Source organism: Mucilaginibacter ginsenosidivorax (assembly GCF_007971525.1).
GTDB classification, from domain to species: domain Bacteria; phylum Bacteroidota; class Bacteroidia; order Sphingobacteriales; family Sphingobacteriaceae; genus Mucilaginibacter; species Mucilaginibacter ginsenosidivorax.
Genome location: NZ_CP042437.1, coordinates 6,632,959 through 6,654,877 on the forward strand (window position 1 = coordinate 6,632,959; position 21,919 = coordinate 6,654,877).

At 45.7% G+C, this 21,919-nt stretch carries 10 protein-coding genes; 7 read left to right on the plus strand and 3 right to left on the minus strand.

What is annotated here, in order from left to right; all coding sequences use genetic code 11:
* Window positions 1-4: 4 nt before the first annotated feature.
* Window positions 5-3,130 carry a SusC/RagA family TonB-linked outer membrane protein gene (locus FSB76_RS27495; RefSeq protein WP_147059191.1) on the minus strand — a complete coding sequence of 1,042 codons (3,126 nt, stop codon included), beginning with the start codon at window positions 3,128-3,130 and terminating at the stop codon, window positions 5-7.
* 743 nt (window positions 3,131-3,873) lie between these two features.
* Between FSB76_RS27495 and FSB76_RS27500 the strand changes: the two genes are divergently transcribed.
* From FSB76_RS27500 to FSB76_RS32580, 4 genes are all read left to right on the plus strand, one after another.
* The gene (locus FSB76_RS27500; protein ID WP_147059193.1) at window positions 3,874-12,615 is read left to right on the plus strand and encodes a cellulose binding domain-containing protein; all 8,742 of its coding nucleotides are present in this window, start codon (window positions 3,874-3,876) and stop codon (window positions 12,613-12,615) included.
* A 9-nt stretch (window positions 12,616-12,624) separates the two neighbouring features.
* Complete coding sequence (locus FSB76_RS27505; RefSeq protein WP_147059194.1) at window positions 12,625-13,572, plus strand: PorP/SprF family type IX secretion system membrane protein; 948 nt, start codon at window positions 12,625-12,627, stop codon at window positions 13,570-13,572.
* 285 nt (window positions 13,573-13,857) lie between these two features.
* Complete coding sequence (locus FSB76_RS32575) at window positions 13,858-14,334, plus strand: patatin-like phospholipase family protein (protein ID WP_225976331.1); 477 nt, start codon at window positions 13,858-13,860, stop codon at window positions 14,332-14,334.
* On the plus strand, window positions 14,325-14,666 hold the full coding sequence (locus FSB76_RS32580; protein WP_225976332.1) for a patatin-like phospholipase family protein: 342 nt from the start codon (window positions 14,325-14,327) through the stop codon (window positions 14,664-14,666). The genes FSB76_RS32575 and FSB76_RS32580 overlap by 10 nt, the downstream gene beginning before the upstream one ends.
* A 129-nt stretch (window positions 14,667-14,795) precedes the next feature.
* Here FSB76_RS32580 and FSB76_RS27515 read toward each other — a convergent pair whose 3' ends face one another.
* Window positions 14,796-16,115, minus strand: coding sequence for an SGNH/GDSL hydrolase family protein (locus FSB76_RS27515; RefSeq protein ID WP_147059196.1), 1,320 nt, complete (start codon window positions 16,113-16,115; stop codon window positions 14,796-14,798).
* A 20-nt stretch (window positions 16,116-16,135) separates the two neighbouring features.
* Window positions 16,136-17,359, minus strand: coding sequence for an OmpP1/FadL family transporter (locus FSB76_RS27520; RefSeq protein ID WP_147059198.1), 1,224 nt, complete (start codon window positions 17,357-17,359; stop codon window positions 16,136-16,138).
* A 233-nt stretch (window positions 17,360-17,592) separates the two neighbouring features.
* Here FSB76_RS27520 and FSB76_RS27525 point away from each other — a divergent pair, with 233 nt between their 5' ends.
* The 3 genes from FSB76_RS27525 to FSB76_RS27535 all read left to right on the plus strand — a co-directional run bounded on the left by FSB76_RS27525 (window position 17,593) and on the right by FSB76_RS27535 (window position 21,883).
* Window positions 17,593-18,480 (plus strand): helix-turn-helix domain-containing protein, encoded by an 888-nt coding sequence (locus tag FSB76_RS27525; protein ID WP_147059200.1) that lies wholly within the window; start codon window positions 17,593-17,595, stop codon window positions 18,478-18,480.
* Between the two features lie 521 nt (window positions 18,481-19,001).
* Window positions 19,002-20,798: an acyl-CoA dehydrogenase family protein gene (locus tag FSB76_RS27530; RefSeq protein ID WP_147059202.1), complete on the plus strand. Its 1,797-nt coding sequence runs from the start codon at window positions 19,002-19,004 to the stop codon at window positions 20,796-20,798.
* Between the two features lie 341 nt (window positions 20,799-21,139).
* On the plus strand, window positions 21,140-21,883 hold the full coding sequence (locus tag FSB76_RS27535; protein ID WP_147059204.1) for an electron transfer flavoprotein subunit beta/FixA family protein: 744 nt from the start codon (window positions 21,140-21,142) through the stop codon (window positions 21,881-21,883).
* The last annotated feature ends 36 nt before the right edge of the window (window positions 21,884-21,919 follow it).

Here is a 21,919-nt window from a genome sequence, read left to right on the forward strand (position 1 = left end):
TCATTTAAAATGTAACATTTACGCCAAGATTGATGATCCGTTGAAGCGGATAGGTTCTTCCGTAATTTTGAGAAGAGTTAGGGTTTAGCAGTGAGCTTATGTTAGACGGACTTTCGGGGTCAAAAGAGGGGCCGAATTTGTCAATCGAAAATAAATTGTTTCCGCTGATGAATATCCTGGCGCCTTTTACTTTAATTCTGCTTAACAACTCTTTGGAAAAGCTATAACCAATCTCTACATTTTTCAACCGAAGAAAAGCATCGTTCCGCAGCCAAAAGGTAGATGGGTAAGTATTTGAGCCGAATGTTCTTTCGGTGGGGCCGTTGAAGGTGCGGGGGTAGGTATTGTCGCCTTCCTTTTGCCAGCGGCCAGTGAAAAACTCTTCGGGCATATTTAAACCGCCGGGCATTAAAAGAGCCTGGGCTTTTGCCTGTCCCTGGAAGAAAATTGTAAAATCAAAATTCTTGTATTTACCTCCCAACGTAAGCCCATACATTATCTGTGGGGTATTTGACAAAGTGTTCCGTACCTTGTCCAGGTCATTTATTACACCATCGCCATTTACATCCTTGTACCTGATATCTCCAACACCTGTATTTGTTGGATGAGGATAAGCATTTAGTTCGGCTGTGTTCTGAAAAATGCCATCTGCCTGGTATAAAAGATATGAATCGGTAGGGTAGCCTGTTACTTTCTGGTAGGCCGGTACATTGGCAGGCTCGGCGCCATATACAACCTTGTTTACGGCATAGGTCAAATTGCCGTTAACGTTGAACGAAAAATCCTCATTCAGTTTTTTACTATAGCCCAGGTCAAGCTCAAGGCCTTTACTGTTGACTTTACCCAGGTTTACATCGGGCAAAGTGAGTCCGGTGTAGCCAGGTATCGCTGCGCTTGGTTTTACAAGAATGCTGTTCCTGGCCGAGTGAAAAGCATCAATACTCACCGAAAATGAGTGAAATAGCTGTGCATCCAAACCAAGATTGGTACTCGTAGCTACTTCCCAGGTAATGTTGCTATTGGGGGTGGGGCCTAAAGAAAAACCGGGTACCTGCGTAGCATTCGGGCCAAAATAATATCCTGCTCCCAGGTATTGCGAAATTTGACCGGCCTGAAGACCATAAGTTTGGATATATTGGAAGGCATTAACAGCATCGTTACCTGTTTTTCCCCATGATCCCCTTAATTTCAGATCATCAATAACAGACGAGTGAAAGAAACTTTCCTGCGAAATTCTCCACGCCGCAGATAGAGAGGGGAAAAAGCCAAAGCGTTTACCCGCCGGAAAATTAGGAGAGCCATCATAACGCATATTATAGTCTAACAGGTACCTGTCGTCATAGTTGTAAGACAACCTGCTGATGAAGTTTTGACGGGCAAATTGCGTGGTAACAGAATTGTTGGTTTCGCCAACGGTGCTGCCTGCAAATAATTCGGTAACATTATTACTCAGAAACCCGGTTCTGTAGGCATCCAGTTCCGTATAAGTTTGCTGTTGCTGCTCGTAGGCTACAAATGCTTCGATGCCATGCTTTTTGAATTTGTGCTCGTAACCCAATTTAAGGTTAATTAGCCTGCTTACCGTTCTGCTATTAGTTATCGATAAATTAGGGGGAATAGTAGAGGTTACCTCGTCATAATTACCGGTTGTTTTATTGTAGCTATAGGCGGGTGGGGGCAACGCGTTAAATCCCTTGTATTGATTGGAGTTTACGTCATATGCAAAGTAACCATCCAGGTGTAGCCCAGGGGTAACTTTGGGTAATGCCCAGCTAAAGGAGGTTTTGGTTTGTAAATAATCATAATTGTTGTGGGTATAACCCAAACCTCCATTTAATACATATACCATGGCATTTTGCGGCCCTCCACCAATGCCGACACCCACCTTACCGTTAGGATAAACCGGAACCAGGTACGGATAAGCCGCCCAAAGCTGGTTGAATATAGCATTGGCATCATACCCGGGGGCTTCGCCATTTTTATATTCGTTGCGGTACATCACATCTACACCAATTTTGAAGTTATCGGTAGCCGAGATGTCGATATTAGCCCTGCCATTGTCATTTTTGTAATAATCTGTGCCACTATTGTACATACTGTTCTGGAACAGGTGCTGGCCCGAGATGTAATACTTTACCTTATCCGAACCACCCCTTAACGTTAATATGTTATTGGTTTGCGTTGCCCAGTTTCTCATCACCGCTTTCCACCAATTGGTGTTCGGGTGGCCAAGCGGGTCGGATCCATCTTTATACTTCTGAATATCATCAGCGGTATATTCATGTTGCTGGCCAACCAGGTCGTCATATTCATTAGCCGATTGCGCAAACTCCCATGAATTTAACATTTTGGGGACCCGGGTAGGCTGGGTCATAGAAAAATTAGACGTAAATGATAAGGTGGTTTTCCCCGCTGTACCCCTTTTGGTAGTAATTAATATAACACCGTTTGCCGCCCTGGCACCGTAAATAGCCCCTGCAGCGTCTTTTAAAACGGTGAAAGATTCGATATCTGCCGGGTCTAAACGGTTAAAACCACGGTCAGGAACTCCATCGATCACAACCAGCGGGCTTGTATTGCCCAGGGTTCCTTTCCCCCTAATGAGGATACTGGCATCATCTGTGCCTGGTTCGCCGCTCCGGGTGTTAACAATTAGTCCCGGTACGGCGCCCGCAAGCGTATTGGATACGTTAGCAACGGGCGACTTCTCCAGTTCTGTCCCTTTAATGGTACTTACAGCTCCGGTGAGGTTTGCTTTTTTCCTGGTACCGTAGCCAATCACTACTACTTCTCCAAGGTTTCCCGAGGTTTTGTCTGGCGCCATAGCTACATCTCCATTCCAGTTTTTGGTAACCGCTACTGTTTTTTTCAAATAGCCGATAAAAGAGAACGAGAGCTTTGTATTAGCTTCAGGAACGTTGATCTTGTAAAATCCATTCACATCGGTGCTTGTGCCTTCAGCAGTTCCGTCAAGCAAAATACTTACTCCCGGGAGGGGCTGGCCATGTTCGTCGGTTACATGGCCAGCTACACTTCTTTTTTGTTGGGTAAAACCCTGCTGGTAACAAAGTAGTAAAATAAGGCATAATACATACATGCCCAGTTTTTTAGGTGGTACTTTTTTTTTCATAATAATTGGTTTGGTTGTTGAATAATTGGTTATTCTGTTCTGTTCTATTCTTTAATAAAAGTAAGAGGCTTTTTTGATACAACCAAATGTTTTTTTTATTTTTTTGTTATGATAAAAAGTAACTTTTGATATCTGCGTTACAACTGGCTTATTTTAGGCTTGTACAAGCTTTAATTATGATCGCAAATGATAAAGGAGGTCGATAATGAATGCAGCTAAATACCCGGAGACGAGGCAAATAACTTCATTGTGCATCTCATAATTCAGATAGGTTTATCGTCAGAGCGCTGTTTTCCTCAACTAAACATGCCGGCTGCCGGAATCTGCCGGGAAAACCGCCCTGACCAAAATTCAGGATAATCATAACAGTAGTGTGAAAAATAACAGGCAAAGCATCGCGAATGCTACTTTGTCCCCTATAATTGGTCGCTGGTTCACCCATGTGTCTGCATTTTAGCCCCGACATTTGATTTTAAATCAATAAGCAAATAAACCTTACAGTTCATGCATGCCGGTGAATGGTGTTTAATCAAGAGTTAAGCAAAAGCTGTATTTTCTAAAACAAAACGGGAGAATCCCGGAAAGTTATTGTACTAATATTTTAGTGAATTATCCCTGTGTAGCAGGGCTAACTATGATGTGAAAACAGGCAATAGCTAAAATTTTGAGTGTCGAAAACATCAAAACATCTATATAACCCAAGCTAAACAACCTATCCGTAAACCGGTGTAACATTAAATTATATGAGAAAAAAAGTTACTTATTTTTTAGTAATGGTGGTAATGTTGCTTTTGTCGTCGGCTATTGCCAACAAAGTAAATGCCCAAACCTTTGCAAGCCCGGGAGTCCCCTTTACCCAGGCCGATTTGGCCCAGCTAAAGGCCAATATCAATACCGAGCCCTGGCTTACCGGATATAACTCCCTCAAAAATGATTCGCATTCGCAATTGGGTTATGGGATGAAAGGGCCCTTCGCCACCGTAACCCGTGCACCTAATTTGAACAACCCGGCATGGCTGGATGATATGATAGCTATTCATAACCTGGCGTTCATGTATGTTTTTACAGGCGATTCCACATACGCCCGTAAGGCCACCAATATGCTGGATGCATGGGCGGTTACCAATACTACCTGGGGTGGCGGAGAAAATATGCTTGATATTGGCGACCGGGTAGCTTATTTTGTTGTGGGGGCCGATATTTTAAGAAGCACCTTCCCGGGATGGACAGCCGCAAACGATACTCATGTCAATAATTATTTTCGTAATGTTTTATTTCCAACTTCCTGGTCGCCTTACCCTACAAGAGATGCCAATAAAGGGGCTCTTCAAACAGCAATAGCAATTGGTATATCGGCCTATTTAAAAGATCCTGTTTTATGGCAGCAAGCCCTTGAGGTATACCGTATGGATGCAGGCGGCGGCTTGCGGAATAGCTTACCTAACGGTGAAGTTGGCGACTCCGGTCGTGATGACCACTGGTTTGAGCAGATCCAGGCGCTTGGGTGGAGCGCCGAAGTAGCCTGGAAACAAGGTGTTGACATGTTTGCAGAATTTGATAATCGTTTACTTAAAATAGGCGAGTTATATAGCCAGTATAGCCAGTCGCCTGCCGGTACTTTATCTTTTATACCATTCGGGGCCTACGCCAGTTATTGGACAAACTGGGGAATCCAGCCGGGGTATGTTCACAGACACCCTTTTAATAATATCATCAAGGGAGCATATGCACTCCGTAAAGGTATCCCAATACCATATACCGAGCAAATACGTGCGTTGGCAGGCGAAGATGGTTTTTCGTTTTTGTATTTAAAATCTTCCGATACCTCGCATGCCACACCTTTAACGCCGGTTGTTTACCCTGCCGATAATGTACAGGCAGTGAGTAACGTAACCAGCCTGGATATTGGTAATACCGGGCTGGCGGGTAGCACTTCGTTGAATAACGGGGTCTGGACAGTTAATTCTGCCGGAACTTCTACCAGTAATGCCTTTAGCTTCAATTTTAAAAAGATCAGCGGTAATGCCGGCCTGGTTGTAAAAGTTAACAGCATGTCGCTCAATACCGGCGGCTGCGGCGTTATGTTACGTCAATCGCTGGCTGCCGGTTCCGCATTTTGGGATATTTTTCTCAACGCTACTGGGGGCATAGGCAATCATTGGCAGCCCAAAGCTCCCTGGTGGTTAAAAATAGAACGGGTAGGTACGCGTATATTCGCCTACCATTCGCAGGACGGTATTAACTGGACCAATCTTAGTTGCTGGTATTCTGCAACAGGTTTCCCAACCGATCTGTATGCCGGGTTTTATACCATCTCTGGTAATGCTTCAGCAGTTAATACCGCCACGTTCAGCAATGTAGCTTATAGTCAAACTGCGCCGGCCAGCTCTCCGGATATCAGCAGCGCTACCACAGTCACAGCCACTATTGGCACACCTTTCAGTTATAATATTACCGCCAGCGCTAATCCATCTTCTTATAGTGCCAGCGGCTTGCCAGCCGGGCTTAGCCTTGATGCGGCTACCGGTATTATTTCCGGCACACCTACTGCTTTAGGGCAAAGTGAAGTTGCCATAGCAGCTACCAATGCCAGCGGCACAGGTACGGCAACCCTTATCCTCAACGTTATCAATAACCAAACGCCCGCAGCGCCTGCTTCGGCAGCGGCATCGGTGGTTAACGCTACGCAAATTAAACTAACCTGGGCAGTCTCAGCCAACGCTACCGGTTATTCGGTAAAACGTTCGCTAAGCTCCGGAGGTGCATATACAACAATCCAGGCAGGGGTTAGCGGTACCAGCTTTACTGATGTTTCTCCCGTGCCCGAAGTAAATAACTATTATGTTATTACTGCCCTTACCGGGAATCTGGAAAGTGGTAACTCCAACGAGGTCTTTGCTTCAGTTCCGCCTGCGGCCCCTGCCCAACCCGCTGTGGTTAATAAAAACAAAGAGATTGATTTAAGCTGGACCACCGCCCCGGGGGCAACAACTTATAATGTAAAAAGAAGCACCGTTAGCGGCGGCCCATATGCAACTGTGGCCAACGTACCGGGTACCAGCTATGCCGATGTAAATGTAAGCAACGGAAGCCCTTATTATTATGTGATTTCGTCGGTTGGGCAAACCAAAGAAAGCGCCAATTCAACCGAGGCATTCGGGGTGCCGGGTTCCGGCTCATACACGTGGAAGCCGGCCACCGTAACCGATTCATTAAAACTTGCTTCCAACTGGGTAGAAAACGCTATACCTGTAAGCCCGGCCATTATAACCTTTAATTCATCGGCCGATACCGTTTTAACTAATGATATTAAAGGGCTGGCGGTTTCAAGAATGCAATTTAATGCAGGCGCAAATAGCTACAACATAGCCGGCGATACGCTTCATTTAAGGAATGACCTGGTTAATAACGCCACAACCTCGCATACCCTGAGCATGCCCATTGTTTTAGATACTTTACTCAATGTAAATACCGTAACCAATGGTACCATATCCCTCACCGGCGGAATAAGAGGAAACGGAAGTTTGCTTAAAAATGGTATAGGATATCTTTATGTATCCGGAAACAATACTTATACAGGTAACACCACCCTTAACGGTAACGGGCAAAGCTGGCCTCCTGTATATGGGATGGAGGTATCGGGCATTGGCACAGGAACGCCTTCGGCGCCAACATCCGGGCCGCTGGGCACGGGTAAAATTATTATGAATGGTGGTGCATTGTTCTCGGTAAACGGCGATGCTACATTTTATAACGATTTTGAAATAGCTGCGGGAAAAACCAGTTATTTTTATCAAACGAGTAACGCCATAAACCTTTATGGCAAGCTTTTGGGCAGCGGCACAATTATACAGGACGGAAACGTTTACGCAGGCTTACACCTGTTTGGCGATAACAGCAATTTTACTGGCACCTTCGTTTCCAAACTCAGGAGTGGTAACAACCGGGTGCGTTTTGAAGTTCCCCAATCAGGCAGTGCCAAAGCCTATTGGAACCTGGATGCCAATGGAAACGACTGCCAGGGCATACTGTTCGCTACAGGTACCATCAGTTTTGGTGCGCTTAGCGGGAGGGGGGCTATCCGTACAGATGCCGGGGGGAGTCCAACAATCAGCATTGGGGCTTTAAATCTTAATACAAATTTTGGCGGTGTTATGTCGGGCTCGATGAATGTTGAAAAAGTAGGCTCGGGCGTACTTATTTTTAGCGGCAATAATTCATATGGCGGCACCACAACCATCAATGGCGGAAAATTCTTGCTTAATAACGATCCGTTATCCGGCGTATTTAACAGCGCTCTTACGGTCACAGCCGGTTCATTCGGCGGAACTGGTAAGGGTTCAGGATCAGTTACTATCGGGACCGGAAGCGGAACAGGTGCGATACTTGAGCCCGGAAACCAAGCTATCGGTTCGTTGATAACCGGTGCTTTAACCTTAAAATCCGATGCCACTTACAATGCCGAAGTTGACCTTGGTAGTGCATCCGGCGATAAAATAACAACTACCGGCGTCACCCTGGTCAATTCTCCTCAATTGTCGGTAACAGGTACTGCCGGAACACTGCCCTCGGGTACATCCTATACTATTATTGACAATAGCGGCACCAGTGCGATTACAGGGACTTTTAAAAATTTGCCCGAACTGGCCCTGATAACCGTTGGCGGATATAATTTCCGGATAACCTATAAAGGCGGAACAGGCAATGATGTGGTATTATTAGACGACCGTACCGTGCCTGTTACCATTACCAGTGCTTTAACCGATACTGTTTTGGTTGGGAAAGCCATGACCTATAATACCGCAGCCATCAAATCGCCTAATAAATTTGGGGCAAGCGGGCTTCCAACAGGACTTAGTATTGATACGCTTTCCGGAGTAATCTCAGGCACCGTAACCCAGGCGGGTACATTCTCCGTTACCCTAACCGCCTCAAACGGCAGCACTACGGATACAGAAACCCTTATATTAACTGTGCAGAGCAACGTTGTTAGCGGTGTGCTGGTAGCGGCCGGAGATGCCAAAGATATTGTAGAGTGGCTGCCTATACCCAGCTTTACATACAATGTTAAGCGCTCAACCACATCTGGTGGTCCTTATACCACACTTGCCAATGTTAGTACCGCTTCATATACCGATGCAGCAGTAACTAACGGCAGCACTTATTATTATGTAATTACTGCTGTTGATGGTGCTACCGAAGTTTCAACCAGTGCGGAGGTGATTGCCAAACCTAACCCTGGCCAGAAAGATTACTACAAATTTGATGAATTAAGCGGAGCAAAGGCAATTGATGCCTGGGGTGCCAACCACGCCACACTGGCAGCTACAGCTACGCATACTACGGGCCTATCCGGACAGGCGCTCTCATTAAATGGCGCGGCAAATTCTTATGCCACACTTCCGGCTGGTATTTTAAGTACAACAACTGCTTTTACCATATCAGCCTGGGTTAGGCTTGATGTTGCTGCTACCTGGGGGCGTGTTTTTGATTTTGGCTCAAGCACTACCAATTATATGTTCCTGGCACCCAAAGGCTCCACCGGATTCCCTCGTTTTGCTATCACAAGCGGCGGCGTGGCAGAGCAAGGCATAAACGGCACCGCTGCCATATCAACCGGTGTATGGACAAATTTGGCTGTTACCCAATCAGGAAATACGGCCATATTGTATGTTAATGGTGTAGAGGTTGGCCGCAATAGCGCGATGACACTTAACCCGTCCACTATGGGAAGCACCACCCAGAATTATATCGGCAAATCGCAATGGTCTGCTGACCCTCTTTTAAACGGAACTATCGATGACTTCAAAATCTATAACCGTGCCTTAAGTGCTTCAGAACTCCTTGCGGCAGTTACAGCTATGTTGCCGCCTGCTCCAGTTGGCCTTACTGCAACAGGTACTAACCAGGTTTCGCTAAGCTGGACTGCATCTGCGGGTGCAACGGGTTATAATATTAAACGCGCCACAACAAGCGGCGGCCCTTTTACAACAATAGCATCCAATGTTTCAACAACAAGTTATGTTGATGCGGCATCTACATCAGGTGGCCCGTATTATTACATTATTACGGCAATTGTAAACTCGCTTGAGAGTTTGGCTTCTGCCCAGGCGTCAATCACATTGGTACCACCCGCCCCTGCTTCGGTTATTGCCACAAGCTGGAACGGACGGGTTGACCTGAGCTGGAATGCTTCAAGCACGGCAACCAATTACACCATCAGCAGTGTAACAAATGGGGTTTATACACCGGTGGCAACAACTGCGGCTTTAACTTACAGTGCAACCGGGTTAACCAACGGAACACCTTACTCGTATGTTGTTTCGGGTAACAGTGCAGTTGGTACCGGCTCCTACAGCGCTTCGGCCACAGCCACACCAATAAGCCAGCCTGTAGTAAATACGGTATGGACACATGCCGATATAGGTACAGTAGGCCAAACAGGTAATGCAGGTTATGCAGGCGGTATGACACTATATGGTTCCGGCGGCGACATTTGGGGTAATGCAGATGCATTTCATTTCAATTACCAGCCATTAACCGGCGATGGTGCTATTGTTGCACACGTTGCCTCATTGCAAAGTTACGGCACTACAACAGCCGTCTCGGCAAATGCAAAGGCCGGCATTATGATGCGCGCAACACTCCTCGCAAACTCCATTCATACCATGGTTGATATTACCCCGGGAGTTGGTGTTGAATTTATTCGTCGTACGGCAACGGCCGGTTCAAGTGCATCAAGCTCAACAACTGGTATCGTAGCGCCATATTGGGAAAAACTGGTACGGGCCGGCAATACATTTACAGCCTACCGCTCCCCTGATGGCAATACCTGGACTTTAGTTGGAACGCCCCAAACTATAACTATGCCTTCGTCCATTTATGTAGGTTTAACTGATTGCAGCCACAATACCGCTGTTTTGTCGCAGGCAAAGTTTGACACAGTAAGTATTTCTACAGCCATTCCAAAACTCACCAGCAGTAAAACAGCCAGCGGAGTTTACGGCTCGGCGTTTGTTGATACTATTAAGGCAACAAATTCGGCTTATCATTTCAGCGCAACCGGCTTGCCTACCGGTTTAAGCATGAACACCGGAAACGGTGTAATTTCCGGAACACCGTTAACTGCAGGTACATTTTCGGTACTCGTTAGCGCACTTAACGCAACCGGCAGCAGCGGGGGGGCGGATACGCTAAAACTAACGATAAATAAAGCCAGTCAATCCATCACGTTTAATGCGTTAACGACCAAAAACGTTAACGATGCCGATTTTGATGCGGGTGCCACAGCAAGTTCAGGCCTGTTGGCATCTTACACAAGCGCCGATACAACAGTTGCAAGCATCGTGAATGGTAAAATCCATATCAAGGGAGCAGGCAGCACTGTTATTACCGCTTCCCAGGCCGGCAATGCTACTTATCTACCTGCAAGTCCGGTAAGCCAGAGCCTTACGGTAAGCAAACTGGCCCAAACAATAACTTTTAGTACTTTAAGCCCCAAAACGGTTATCGATACTAATTTTAGTGCAGGCGCCACAGCAAGCTCGGGCCTGTTGGCCTCTTACACAAGCGCCGATACAACAGTTGCAAGCATCCTGAATGGTAAAATCCATATCAAGGGAGCAGGCAGCACTATTATTACCGCTTCGCAGGCCGGGAATGCTACCTACCTTGCGGCAAGTCCGGTAAGTCAAAGCCTCACGGTAAACAAGCTGGCTCAAACTATAGCTTTCAATACTTTAAACCCCAAAACCGTTGTCGATACCAATTTTAGTGCAGGTGCCACGGTAAGTTCGGGTTTACCGGTAAGCTATACCAGCAGTGATACCACGATAGCTACCTTACTGAACGGCAAAATACATATAGTGGGTGCAGGTACCGTAAACATCACCGCTTTCCAGACCGGGAATGCTACCTACCTTGCGGCAAGTCCGGTAAGCCAAAGCCTTACGGTAAACAAACTGGCCCAAACAATTACGTTCAATGCCCTGCCCGCAAAACGGCCAGGCGATGCTGATTTCAGCATTTCCGCAACCGCTTCATCGGCGCTGCCGGTAAGCTTTGGCAGCAGCAATGCAAACGTTGCAACGGTAACCAACGGGCTGGTTCATATCACCGGCACCGGGACAACTGTTATTACAGCCAGCCAGCCGGGTAATGCAACTTATAAAGACACCACGCTTAGCCGGACCTTTACTGTTATCCCGCTTAACCTGCAGGTACAATACCAGGATGGTGATGCCGGGCAACTGACCAATAACATTGCCCGCCCATATGTGAAAGTAGTGAATGCCGATTCCGTTGGCGTAGCCTACAGTGAATTAACCATGCGTTACTGGCTCACCGCGGAGAATTATGCAGGCATTAATACCTGGATAGATTATGCCCAACTGGGGAACAGCAATGTAAAAATGAAATATGTTGCCCTGGATCAGCCCCGGAACGGCGCCCTGGGTTATGTGGAATATAGCTTCAGCACAACAGGCAACCTGGGCGCGGGCAGCAATACCGGGCAAATACAATCCCGGTTGGCCAACCAGGACTGGGGATTGCTGAACGAGGCGGATGATTATTCCTATCAAAGCAATACCGGCAGCTATGCCGCTAACAACCATATCACGCTTTACCGCAACGGGATGCTGGTATGGGGAAGCGAGCCGGCAGCCGCTACCCCGCTTACCAGCCTGAACGTGTTTTACCAGAACCAAAACACCGGCACCGGCGGCAATACCATCAGCACCTACCTGTCCATCAATAATACCGGGAATGTACCGGTAGCCTTTGGCGACATTACGGCCCGTTACTGGTTTACCAAAGACGGCACACAGAGCCTGAACTACTGGATAGATTATGCCAAAAAAGGCAGCGGTAACATCAGCGGTAATTTTGTACCCTTAAGTACTGCGCTTACCGGGGCCGATACTTATCTGGAGCTTGCGGTAAATTCCTCAGCCGGCACCCTTTACCCTTTAAGCTCATCGGGCAATATCCAGTACCGGATTGCCAAAGCAGACTGGTCGAACTTTAATGAGCTGAATGATTACTCCTACCTGGCCAAAGATGTCATGAAAGAGAATAACCATATTACGCTTTATTATAAAGGGCAGCTGATTTACGGCACAGAACCTTCAGCAGGCTCCATGTCCTTCAAGAGCGCCCCGCTGGCCCTGGCTCCGCCGCAGCGCGATATCCGCAATGAAGGGATTGTAGTACACCAGGGGCTTTCTCCAAACGGGGATGGGATTAATGATGTGCTGATCATAGACGGCTTAACCGCCTACCCGGATAATAAATTAACGATCATGAACCGCAGCGGCGTTAAAGTATTTGAAGCGAAAGGCTATGATAACAGCTCGAAAGTATTTGACGGGCATTCCAGCATCAGCGGCGCCATGCAGCAGCCGGGCACCTATTTTTACACGCTGGAATACCAGGCAGGTACCGAAAATAAACATAAAACGGGTTTCATCATCATTAAATACTGATAGCACGTCATGATCCCGGATAGGACTAAAATTTATAATAACAAGAACCCCCTGCTTGTTGCATTAAGCCTGTGCCTGTTACTTATAGTAACAGGCAACAGCGCTGCTGCACAGCAGCAGGCCTTCAGCTATACCCAGTACATGGATAACCTGACGCCCTTTAACCCGGCCTATTCCCTGTTGGATAAAGCCGGATCAATACATACCCTGGCACGCAGGCAATGGGTAGGGGTAGAGGGGGCACCGGTAACCTACCTGATCAACGGGAACCTGCCCATCGAACCGATTGACGGCGCAGCCGGGCTGATCGTATTTAATAACCAGTTAGCCATAGAACACCAGACCGAAGTAAATGCCTATTTTGCCAAAGGGATCCAGCTGGATCCGTACAGTTATTTAGCGGTATCGCTCAATGCGGGTGTACGGAGCTATGCCGCCAATTATTCTACATTGGATTCCAATGATCCAACCTTCAGGAATGATGTCAGGGGAACCAAACCCAATATTGGATTTGGCGTAATCTATTATACCGGCTGGTATTACCTGGGCATCTCGGCACCCGAGCTCACGATAACCAGCCTGGGTACGGCATCTATTCAAAACAATTCCAATTTCAGGAGCCATTATTACTTTTCGGGAGCGTTGCTCACCAATATCAGCGAGGATATCAAATTTAAACCGGCCACATTGGTTGCCTATGCCAGAGGAGTGCCGCTTGTGGCCAATGTATCGGGTACAATGTACATGAAACAGGCATTGGGCATTGGCATCAATTATAGTACCGATAAGGCAATGGCCGGTATTGTTACCATAAATATGAACGCCTTCCATGTTGGTTACAGCTACCAGTTTGGCACCTCGTCGGGCAATTTGGGCGGTTTTAATAATGCTACGCATGAAATATCTATCAGCTACCGGTTTGGCAATGGGGCGGCATCCAACCCTAATCTGTTGTAACTACAATTCCCGGCATTCTTTTTTTAGCCTGAATTTTTTTCCGGGATGTTGTACTCACACGGTGAAAAGCTAAATTTAGTGTTAACCATGGTTAAACATAAGATATTGACTATCAAATACTTGAAAATATTTTATTTGAAATGTGTTAAGTTATGTTAACCATGTTTTGGCGTTTGACCCGTTTAAAACATATAAAAATATGATATGACGAAATTTTTAACCTTATTTGAATTAAAGTAAGCCTTATTGCCTGGCGCAACAATAAGGCGCGCAAAAAAATACACAATGAATTCAGGTATCGATCAAGGTAAGGCTAAAAAAATAGGACTGGCACTTTCAGGTGGCGGTGTAAGAGGTGTGTCGCATTTAGGCGTATTGCAGGCGCTAACAGATTATGGTATTAAATTCTCGCATATATCGGGTACAAGCGCCGGGGCAATTGCCGCGGCTTTTTTTGCCGGGGGATATGCGCCAAAAGAAATATTGCAGCTGATTAAAGACAACAGCCTGCTTAAGCTGCTGCGCCCGTCTTTTGGTGGCGATGGTTTGATATCGATATTGAAAGCCCGGTTTTTAATATCAAAATATATCCCGCATAATTCCTTCGAAAATCTTAAAACGCGCATTACTGTCTCCGCTGTCGACCTGGGAGAAGCAAAGCTGGTTTATTTTACCGATGGCGAGCTGGACATGGCCGTTTTGGCTTCGTGCTGCTTACCCGGATTTTTAAGCCTATTACAATCAACAACCGGATGTATATAGATGGCGGGATCCTTAATAATTTCCCGGTAGAACCATTGGTGGGCAATTGCGACCTGATTATTGGTTCATCCTGTAACCATTTACCGGTGGTTACTTCTATCAAATCATTTGGTAACCTGGTTGACAGGGCCGCTATGATAGCCATCAACTCGGGGCTTAATACCCACAAAATGTTGTGCGATATAGTTATTGAGCCGCACGATTTAGGCGGTTACGGTATTTTTGATACCGATGCCGTAGACGAAATTTTTATGATAGGCTACGAAGAAGGCTTAAAAACCATCAACGGCAACGAAAAGCTGAAAGAACTTATCTTGGCACAAAAAAAGTAAAATCAGGCCGGCCATAAAAAAGGATAAGCTACCCGGTGATGAGTAGCTTATCCTTTGATCAATAATTCGACAGAGCAGTTAAAGTCTCCCCTGCCCGGGGGAGATTTAGAGGGGGCTTTGCAAACTGAATTAAGGGAATTTAACCCCATTATAATCTGAAATATTTACCCGCGGGATAGACGAATTGTATTTATCATTAATGGCTTTGATAAATTCATCGGCCACTATAGCATAACCGCGTGGTGTGAGGTGCACCCCATCTAATGAAAACAGACCTCCGCTGATATAATTGGAATTAACACTTACCCCGTCAACTACCAGTCCGTTTTGTTTTATATTTCGCAGAAAGGTGTAGGCGTCAAAAATGGCCAGGCCTTTTGCTATCGCTATCGTTTTTATGGTATTGTTGTATGATGTAACATAGTCTTCGGTAAGTGCAGCCTCTTTTTCATCAAGTACATATTGGTTATCTATAGGTGTGTAAGGGGTTAAGCCATAAGGCAGGTTGCCAAAGGGTGTTGCAACCGGCTGGCCAATTTTGCTTGTCGGGAAGGTAAGTACAATAAGGTCATTGGTTGTAGCCGCGCGTGGGGCATAAGTACTACCCGAAACCAGTGCCTTAATATAAAGCGCCTGGGCAGCCGGGTTTGCTTTTTGTACACCAGCCAATATGGCCGAAACGGTAATGGTATTAAAATAAGGTATAGACGTTACATCGGGTATCGTCGCAACTACGCCTTTTTGGCCTTTGGCGGTAAGGGTTGTAATCAATACATTATACAAATAGGCAAATGTGTTTTTATCTGTCAGCACATCTCCGGCTCCGCCTGATGTAGCATAACTTAAAGCATCATTGTTCCCCAGCCAGTTTGAGAAAAAGGTAAATGGCTTTGCCATTACAAAATCAAGATAGGTGGTTGAGTTTGTTGGCGGATTTCCCGGCAGCAGGCGTTCAAAATACCCGTTAAGGTTGCCATAGGGCGCATAAGTAATATGTAGTAGCTTAATACCCGGTACACCATAGTTATTAATATCGCCCGAGTATTTGGTATATAAAATAACGTTGCCAAACCCCGGTACAGTTACCTGGCCACGGATACCAAGGTTTGTGGTAACCGGGGTAGTTATTGGCGTACCATCGGCATTAAAGCCGGTTAACGACAAATAACCCGATCCGTTTGATTGCGCTGTGCTGAACAATGGCTGGGTAAACGCTCCGCCACCCACCGCCTGCATTTGCTTGCCAATAATGCTGGGGTAGGATACCTGTTGCCCAGCCAGGTATAAACCACCATCGGCATAGCCTGCTGTAAGTGAATTACCTACCGATATGTACCTCGAGAAATCGGCCGAGCCGGCAACCGGTTTTGGAGTATGGATCTCGGGCTTGCAGGCACCTAATAAAAGTAAACCTGCAATAATATAAATATGCTGTTTAAGTGTTTTCATGTATTAATTTCTTTTAAGAATTACCAGTGATAAGCCAATGAGATACCTGGGATATATACATCAGTTTTAAATGTTCCCGATAGCTGCGATTCGATATTGGTTTGGGTACGCTGCATCAGGTGTTCATACTCAAACGAGATATCTATATCCAGGTGCTTGGCTAATGTATAACCTAAGCCCAGTGTGCCATAAACACGGTTGGCATCCGGGGCTTCGGGCGTTACATAACCATCTGCAACAGCAGTGCTGGCATAGCCGCCACCAAACCGCAGGGCAACATTATTGGTAGCTTTGTATTGAGCCCCCCCACGGAAACTATACGCCTGTTGGTAATTCCTGGCCGAGTGGGTATCCTGCAAAGCGGAGGTATTGGTTTTATAATCAAATGATAGTGTTTTATAAGCGTCCCAGTTAACTATGTTAACATCAAGTGCCAGGATCCATTTGCTGCAAGGATAAAAGCCAAAGCCGATAGAGTTGGTGGCCGGTAACGGAATAGTTGAAGTAAATGTATTAGGCTGGGGGAAACTGCTTTGTATTGATGTAGGTACCTTAAAAATAGCATTACCATTAGAAATGGTGGTATTTACCTGCGAACGGTGAGTTATCCCAACCGTTACGCCCGATTCTGTTTTAATGTAGATACCGGCATTCCATCCGTAGCCTTTGCCGCTGCCTTTCAATTCGGCCTGGCCCGGTTCACCGGAGCTGTTTGCCAGGGGTATGGCACGCGTAAGGTCAACACTGCCGTGGTTATAAACAAAACCGCCGCCAATACTCAGGAAATCGGCCAGTTTAATGCTTAGTGTAGGTTGAAAATAAATAGCTTTCAGATTAAGGCTTTCCAGCACGTATTTACCCTGCCAGGTGTTACCCCAATCGGTTAAACCGCCAAAGGGTGTATAAACACCAAGGCCTAATTTCCAAAAAGACGATTTTGGCCCCCAAACCCCGTAAAACTCGAATGGAGTTGCAATCTTATTGGAAGTGCGGTTTTGAACCGATGTGCCGGCCGGATTAAAATCAGATTTGAAAAATAACGGGCTTATACCGCCCTGTATGTAGTTTTCTGGCAGCATGGCTACTGCACCGGGGTTAAAAAATACCGAAGCACCATCCTGAAGGGTACCCACCCCGGTATGGCCCATACCTATTTGCTTTTGCCCTTCCAGGTTTACCTGGAAACCCTGGGAAAAAGCCGTTAGCGGTGCTATAAAAAGCATCAAAAGTAAAACTTTTCTCATAAAAATATAATTGGTTTATAATAGGCAAATGTATGTGGATTACAATTTGAAACTATCGGGAATAAAATTAGTTTGGATTGAAAAGAAAAAAAGGGCTATAATGCGGAGATATTAGTCAAAAAGTCGGATAACGCCTATATTTAAGTTAAGGGGCAAAAAATACTTTAAGAATTTCGCCATTCTGAGGGCTTTTTTGCAAAATAGAAGAATTAAATAATTATAATTAAATATACATGAGTAATAAGGTTGGACAATTAAGCTTATCAAAATTTGCCGATCTGTATGCCGACAAGCTGGCCGGCGCTGATTTTTTTGTTGTTGACGAAAAACAGCTGTTAAGTTTAAGCGAATATCCATACCGGTCGGATGGTTATATAATAGGTATCTGCACACGCGGCACGGCCAAGGTTGAAGTTAACCTGCAGGTATACGATGCCCGGCCCGATGCCATGCTTTTGGCAACCCCTTTTCATGTTTTACGAATTTATAATAGCAGCGATGATTTTTTATGCCGTTTTGTTGTTTTCAGCAAAGCCTTTTTAACAGAAAATAGCGTTAATAGCCATTTTTTAGAGTCATTCAGTTATTTTAAAAGTGCGTCTATCCCGGTAATCTATCCGGATAAAGCGGATGCTAAAATGATACTGGAGATTTATTTATTGATTCAGAAAAAATTAGACCGCGAAGGGCATCCCTACAATGTTGAAATTTCTCGGAGTATTTTGATGACCCTGCTTTACGAAATACAGGCCATTTACGAAAAGCAGCACATCATTATAAAAGGCAAGCAAACCCGGAAACAAGAACTGAACGTACTTTTCCAGGAACTGGTTTTTCATCACTATAAAGAACACCGTAACGTGCAGTACTATGCTGATGCGCTTTATGTATCACCTAAACATTTAACAGAAACGGTTAAGGAAGTTACCGGCAGAACGGCCGGCGAATGGATAGACGATGCGGTAATACTCGAAGCCAAAGTATTATTAAGAAACCACGACGTAAGCATCGCCCGCGTTGCCGAGGATATCCATTTCCCCGATCAATCCTCCTTCGGCAAATATTTCAAAAAACATGCAGGCATGTCGCCGTCCGATTACAGGGCGGTATCGGGGCATTGAGGGGGTGGTTGATTAGGTGAGTGGTTGATTGGGTTGATTAAGTTGGATTGGGTTGACTGGGTTTATTGAGTTGGATTGGGTTGATTGAGTTGATTGAGTTGGATTGGGTTGGAATAAGTTGATTGGGTTGGGTGCAAAAATCAAAATCCAAAAATCTGATAAATCTGTTTAATCCCGGTTCAGAAATGAAACTGTTGCGCAACACAACAGCAAAACAGTCTGATTTAACCTCAAACCCAACTCAATCCAACTTAGTCAACTTATTCCAACCCAATCAACCCAATCCAACTCAATCAACCACTCACCCCAACCCCAATCCGACTTTTTGACTAATATCTCCGCATTGCAGCCCTTTCTTTAGTTTATCATCGCTGCTAATTTTACTCCTGATTATAAAACCAATTGCTGCCCTTTAAACCGGGGCGCTTGTTACATGCTGATAATTATTGATATAAAATAGTGATTAGTATAATCGGCTGAATTTTAAAACGGGATAAAACACAACCATTAAATACTTATTTATGAATGCCACTGAACCAATGAAAGCCATAAAAGGAGGCGAATTTCTGATCAGGGAAACTGCTGCAGACAGCATTTTTATTCCCGAAGAATGGAATGAAGAGCAGTTGATGATTGCCGAAACATGTACCAATTTTCTTGCCCAGCAGGTAACCCCCAACCTGCAACGTATTGACGAGCAGGAGGAAGGACTGATGCGTTATTTAATGGACGAGGCCGGCGCGCTTGGCCTATTAGGCATATCGGTACCCGAAGAATACGGCGGCTTTGGTAAAGATTTTAAAACATCTATGCTGGTTACCGAGAAATTGGGGGCTGGGCATTCGTTTTCTGTTGCGTTTTCGGCACATACAGGTATAGGTACCATGCCGATACTGTATTACGGTACCGAAGCGCAAAAACAAAAATATGTTCCTAAACTGGCAAGCGGCGAGTGGAAAGGCGCTTATTGCCTAACCGAGCCATCCGCAGGCTCGGATGCCAACTCAGGCAAAACAAAGGCGAAGCTATCTGCTGATGGTAAACATTATCTCATCACAGGTCAAAAAATGTGGATCACCAATGCGGGCTTCGCCGATGTCTTTACTGTTTTTGCCAAAATAGATGATGATGAAAACCTGAGTGCCTTTATTGTCGAGAAAGATTTTGAAGGTCTTTCATTAAATACCGAAGAACACAAAATGGGTATCAAAGGGAGCTCGACCCGGCAGGTGTTTTTTAACGATTGCAAAGTACCGGTAGAGAACCTGCTGTCCGAACGCCAGAACGGGTTCAAGATAGCGGTTAATATATTAAATCTTGGCCGTATCAAATTAGGTGGCGGTACGGTAGGGGCAAGCAAGGATGTAATTACCGCATCGGTGCGTTATGCCAACGAACGCGAACAGTTTGGCCGCTCTATTTCAAAATACGGAGCTATAAAATATAAATTGGCCCAACAGGCTATCCGCACTTATGCGTCGGAGTCGGCAGTGTACCGTGCCTGTCAGAATATGGAGGAAGCTACCGAAATGCTGATGGCATCAGGACTTGATGAAACCAAAGCCAAATTAAAAGGAACTGAGCAATATGCCATTGAAGCTGCAATCCTTAAAGTTCATGCATCCGAAGTTTTGGATTATGTAACCGATGAGGGTGTACAAATATATGGTGGTATGGGCTACAGCGCCGAGGCACCAATGGACAGGGCGTACCGCGATTCAAGGATCAACCGGATCTTTGAGGGAACTAACGAAATAAACCGGTTGTTAACGGTTGATATGATGCTTAAACGCGCTATGAAAGGCGAACTTGACCTGATGGGGCCGGCTCAAAAAGTAGCAGGCGAACTGGTAAGCATCCCCGATTTTGGCGCGGCTGAAGATGATGGACTGTTTGCTAAAGAAAAGAAATATATAGCCAATTTTAAAAAGGCCATATTGATGGTAGCAGGCGGCGCCGTGCAAAAACTGATGACACAATTGGGTAAAGAGCAGGAAGTGCTGATGAACCTGGCCGACATGCTGATAGAGCTTTACGTGAGCGAATCGTTGCAACTGCGGGTAGAAAAGCTGGTAGGCTTAAGAGGAGAAGAAGCCTGCAAAGAACAACTGGATATCATGCGCATATATATTAACGATGCGGCAGAGCATCTTGCAAAAGCAGGCAGGGAGGCATTAAACTCATTTGCCGAAGGCGATGAAAGAAGAATGATGCTGATGGGACTTAAGCGTTTCACCAAAACCGAAGATTTTAATACCACCCAGGCACGCAGGAATGTTGCCGCAAAACTGATAGCCGAAAATAAATATTGTTTTTAAGTCTGGGAAAGCCTTACGAAGTTTTAAAACTTCGTAAGGCTGGATTAGCGAAATTCTGAAGGTGACAATGACGTCTATCGCATGTCGGCGACGACTCACCCCGACGAGGCTACGCCCGTCTGCCCCTCTCTCCGACTGCGTCGCATAGAGGGGCGGGGGAAAAGAAAAACAAAAATGAGCTTCACCCTCTTTGCGGCGCAGCCGGAAAGAGGGTCGGCCAGCGCAGCGCAGCCGGGGTGAGTCGTGACCAGCGTTCAACCGAATGTTTGCATAAAACCAAATACCTCATTAGCAATCCAACCGCCCTTAATAACATCAACCTAAAAAATAAAAATCTAATAATGAAAGTATTAGTGTGTATAAGCCAGGTGCCGGATACCAGTACCAAAATAGTATTAAAAAATAACAATACCGCCATCAGCAGCGATGGGGTTACTTATGTAATTAACCCTTACGATGAATGGTATGCCCTCATCCGGGCGATAGAACTAAAAGAAAGTGGCATAGCTACCCAGGTGCACCTCATCACTGTTGGTTCTGCCAATGTCGAGCCAGTGATCCGGAAAGCACTTGCACTGGGTGGCGATGAAGCCGTCCGCATTGATGCCGATAGCAATGATCCTTATGAAACTGCCGGTTATATAGCCGAATATGCTGCCGGGGCCGGTTATGATCTTATTTTATGCGGCAAAGAATCTATCGATTACAATAACGGTACTACAGGCACCATGCTGGCCGGGTTGCTGGACATTGATTATATTGGCTTTGCAACAGGTATACAGGTAGAAGGTAATACGGCAGTGGTAACCCGTGAAATAGAAGGCGGCGAGGAAACCGATGTTTGTAACTTACCTGTGGTAATATCCTGCCAAAAAGGTGTTGCCGAAGCGCGCATACCCAACATGCGTGGTATAATGGCTGCGCGTACACGACCGTTAAAGGTTGTTATGCCTACAAAAATAGCACCGCTTACCCAAATATTAGCGTATGAATTACCGCCAGCCAAAGCCGGGATAAAACTTGTAAGCCCCGATAATATGGACGAGTTGGTAGCATTGCTGCATACCGAGGCCAAAGTAATCTGATAGCTGATTTTTCATGTCCGCTGCTTGTAACGGGCA

Excerpts from the sequence above, each read along its gene's own strand:
- FSB76_RS27495 (WP_147059191.1), bottom strand. The coding sequence starts at position 3,130 with ATGAAAAAAAAAGTACCACCTAAAAAACTGGGCATGTATGTATTATGC.
- FSB76_RS27500 (WP_147059193.1), top strand. The coding sequence starts at position 3,874 with ATGAGAAAAAAAGTTACTTATTTTTTAGTAATGGTGGTAATGTTGCTT.
- FSB76_RS27505 (WP_147059194.1), top strand. The coding sequence starts at position 12,625 with ATGATCCCGGATAGGACTAAAATTTATAATAACAAGAACCCCCTGCTT.
- FSB76_RS32575 (WP_225976331.1), top strand. The coding sequence starts at position 13,858 with ATGAATTCAGGTATCGATCAAGGTAAGGCTAAAAAAATAGGACTGGCA.
- FSB76_RS32580 (WP_225976332.1), top strand. The coding sequence starts at position 14,325 with ATGTATATAGATGGCGGGATCCTTAATAATTTCCCGGTAGAACCATTG.
- FSB76_RS27515 (WP_147059196.1), bottom strand. The coding sequence starts at position 16,115 with ATGAAAACACTTAAACAGCATATTTATATTATTGCAGGTTTACTTTTA.
- FSB76_RS27520 (WP_147059198.1), bottom strand. The coding sequence starts at position 17,359 with ATGAGAAAAGTTTTACTTTTGATGCTTTTTATAGCACCGCTAACGGCT.
- FSB76_RS27525 (WP_147059200.1), top strand. The coding sequence starts at position 17,593 with ATGAGTAATAAGGTTGGACAATTAAGCTTATCAAAATTTGCCGATCTG.
- FSB76_RS27530 (WP_147059202.1), top strand. The coding sequence starts at position 19,002 with ATGAATGCCACTGAACCAATGAAAGCCATAAAAGGAGGCGAATTTCTG.
- FSB76_RS27535 (WP_147059204.1), top strand. The coding sequence starts at position 21,140 with ATGAAAGTATTAGTGTGTATAAGCCAGGTGCCGGATACCAGTACCAAA.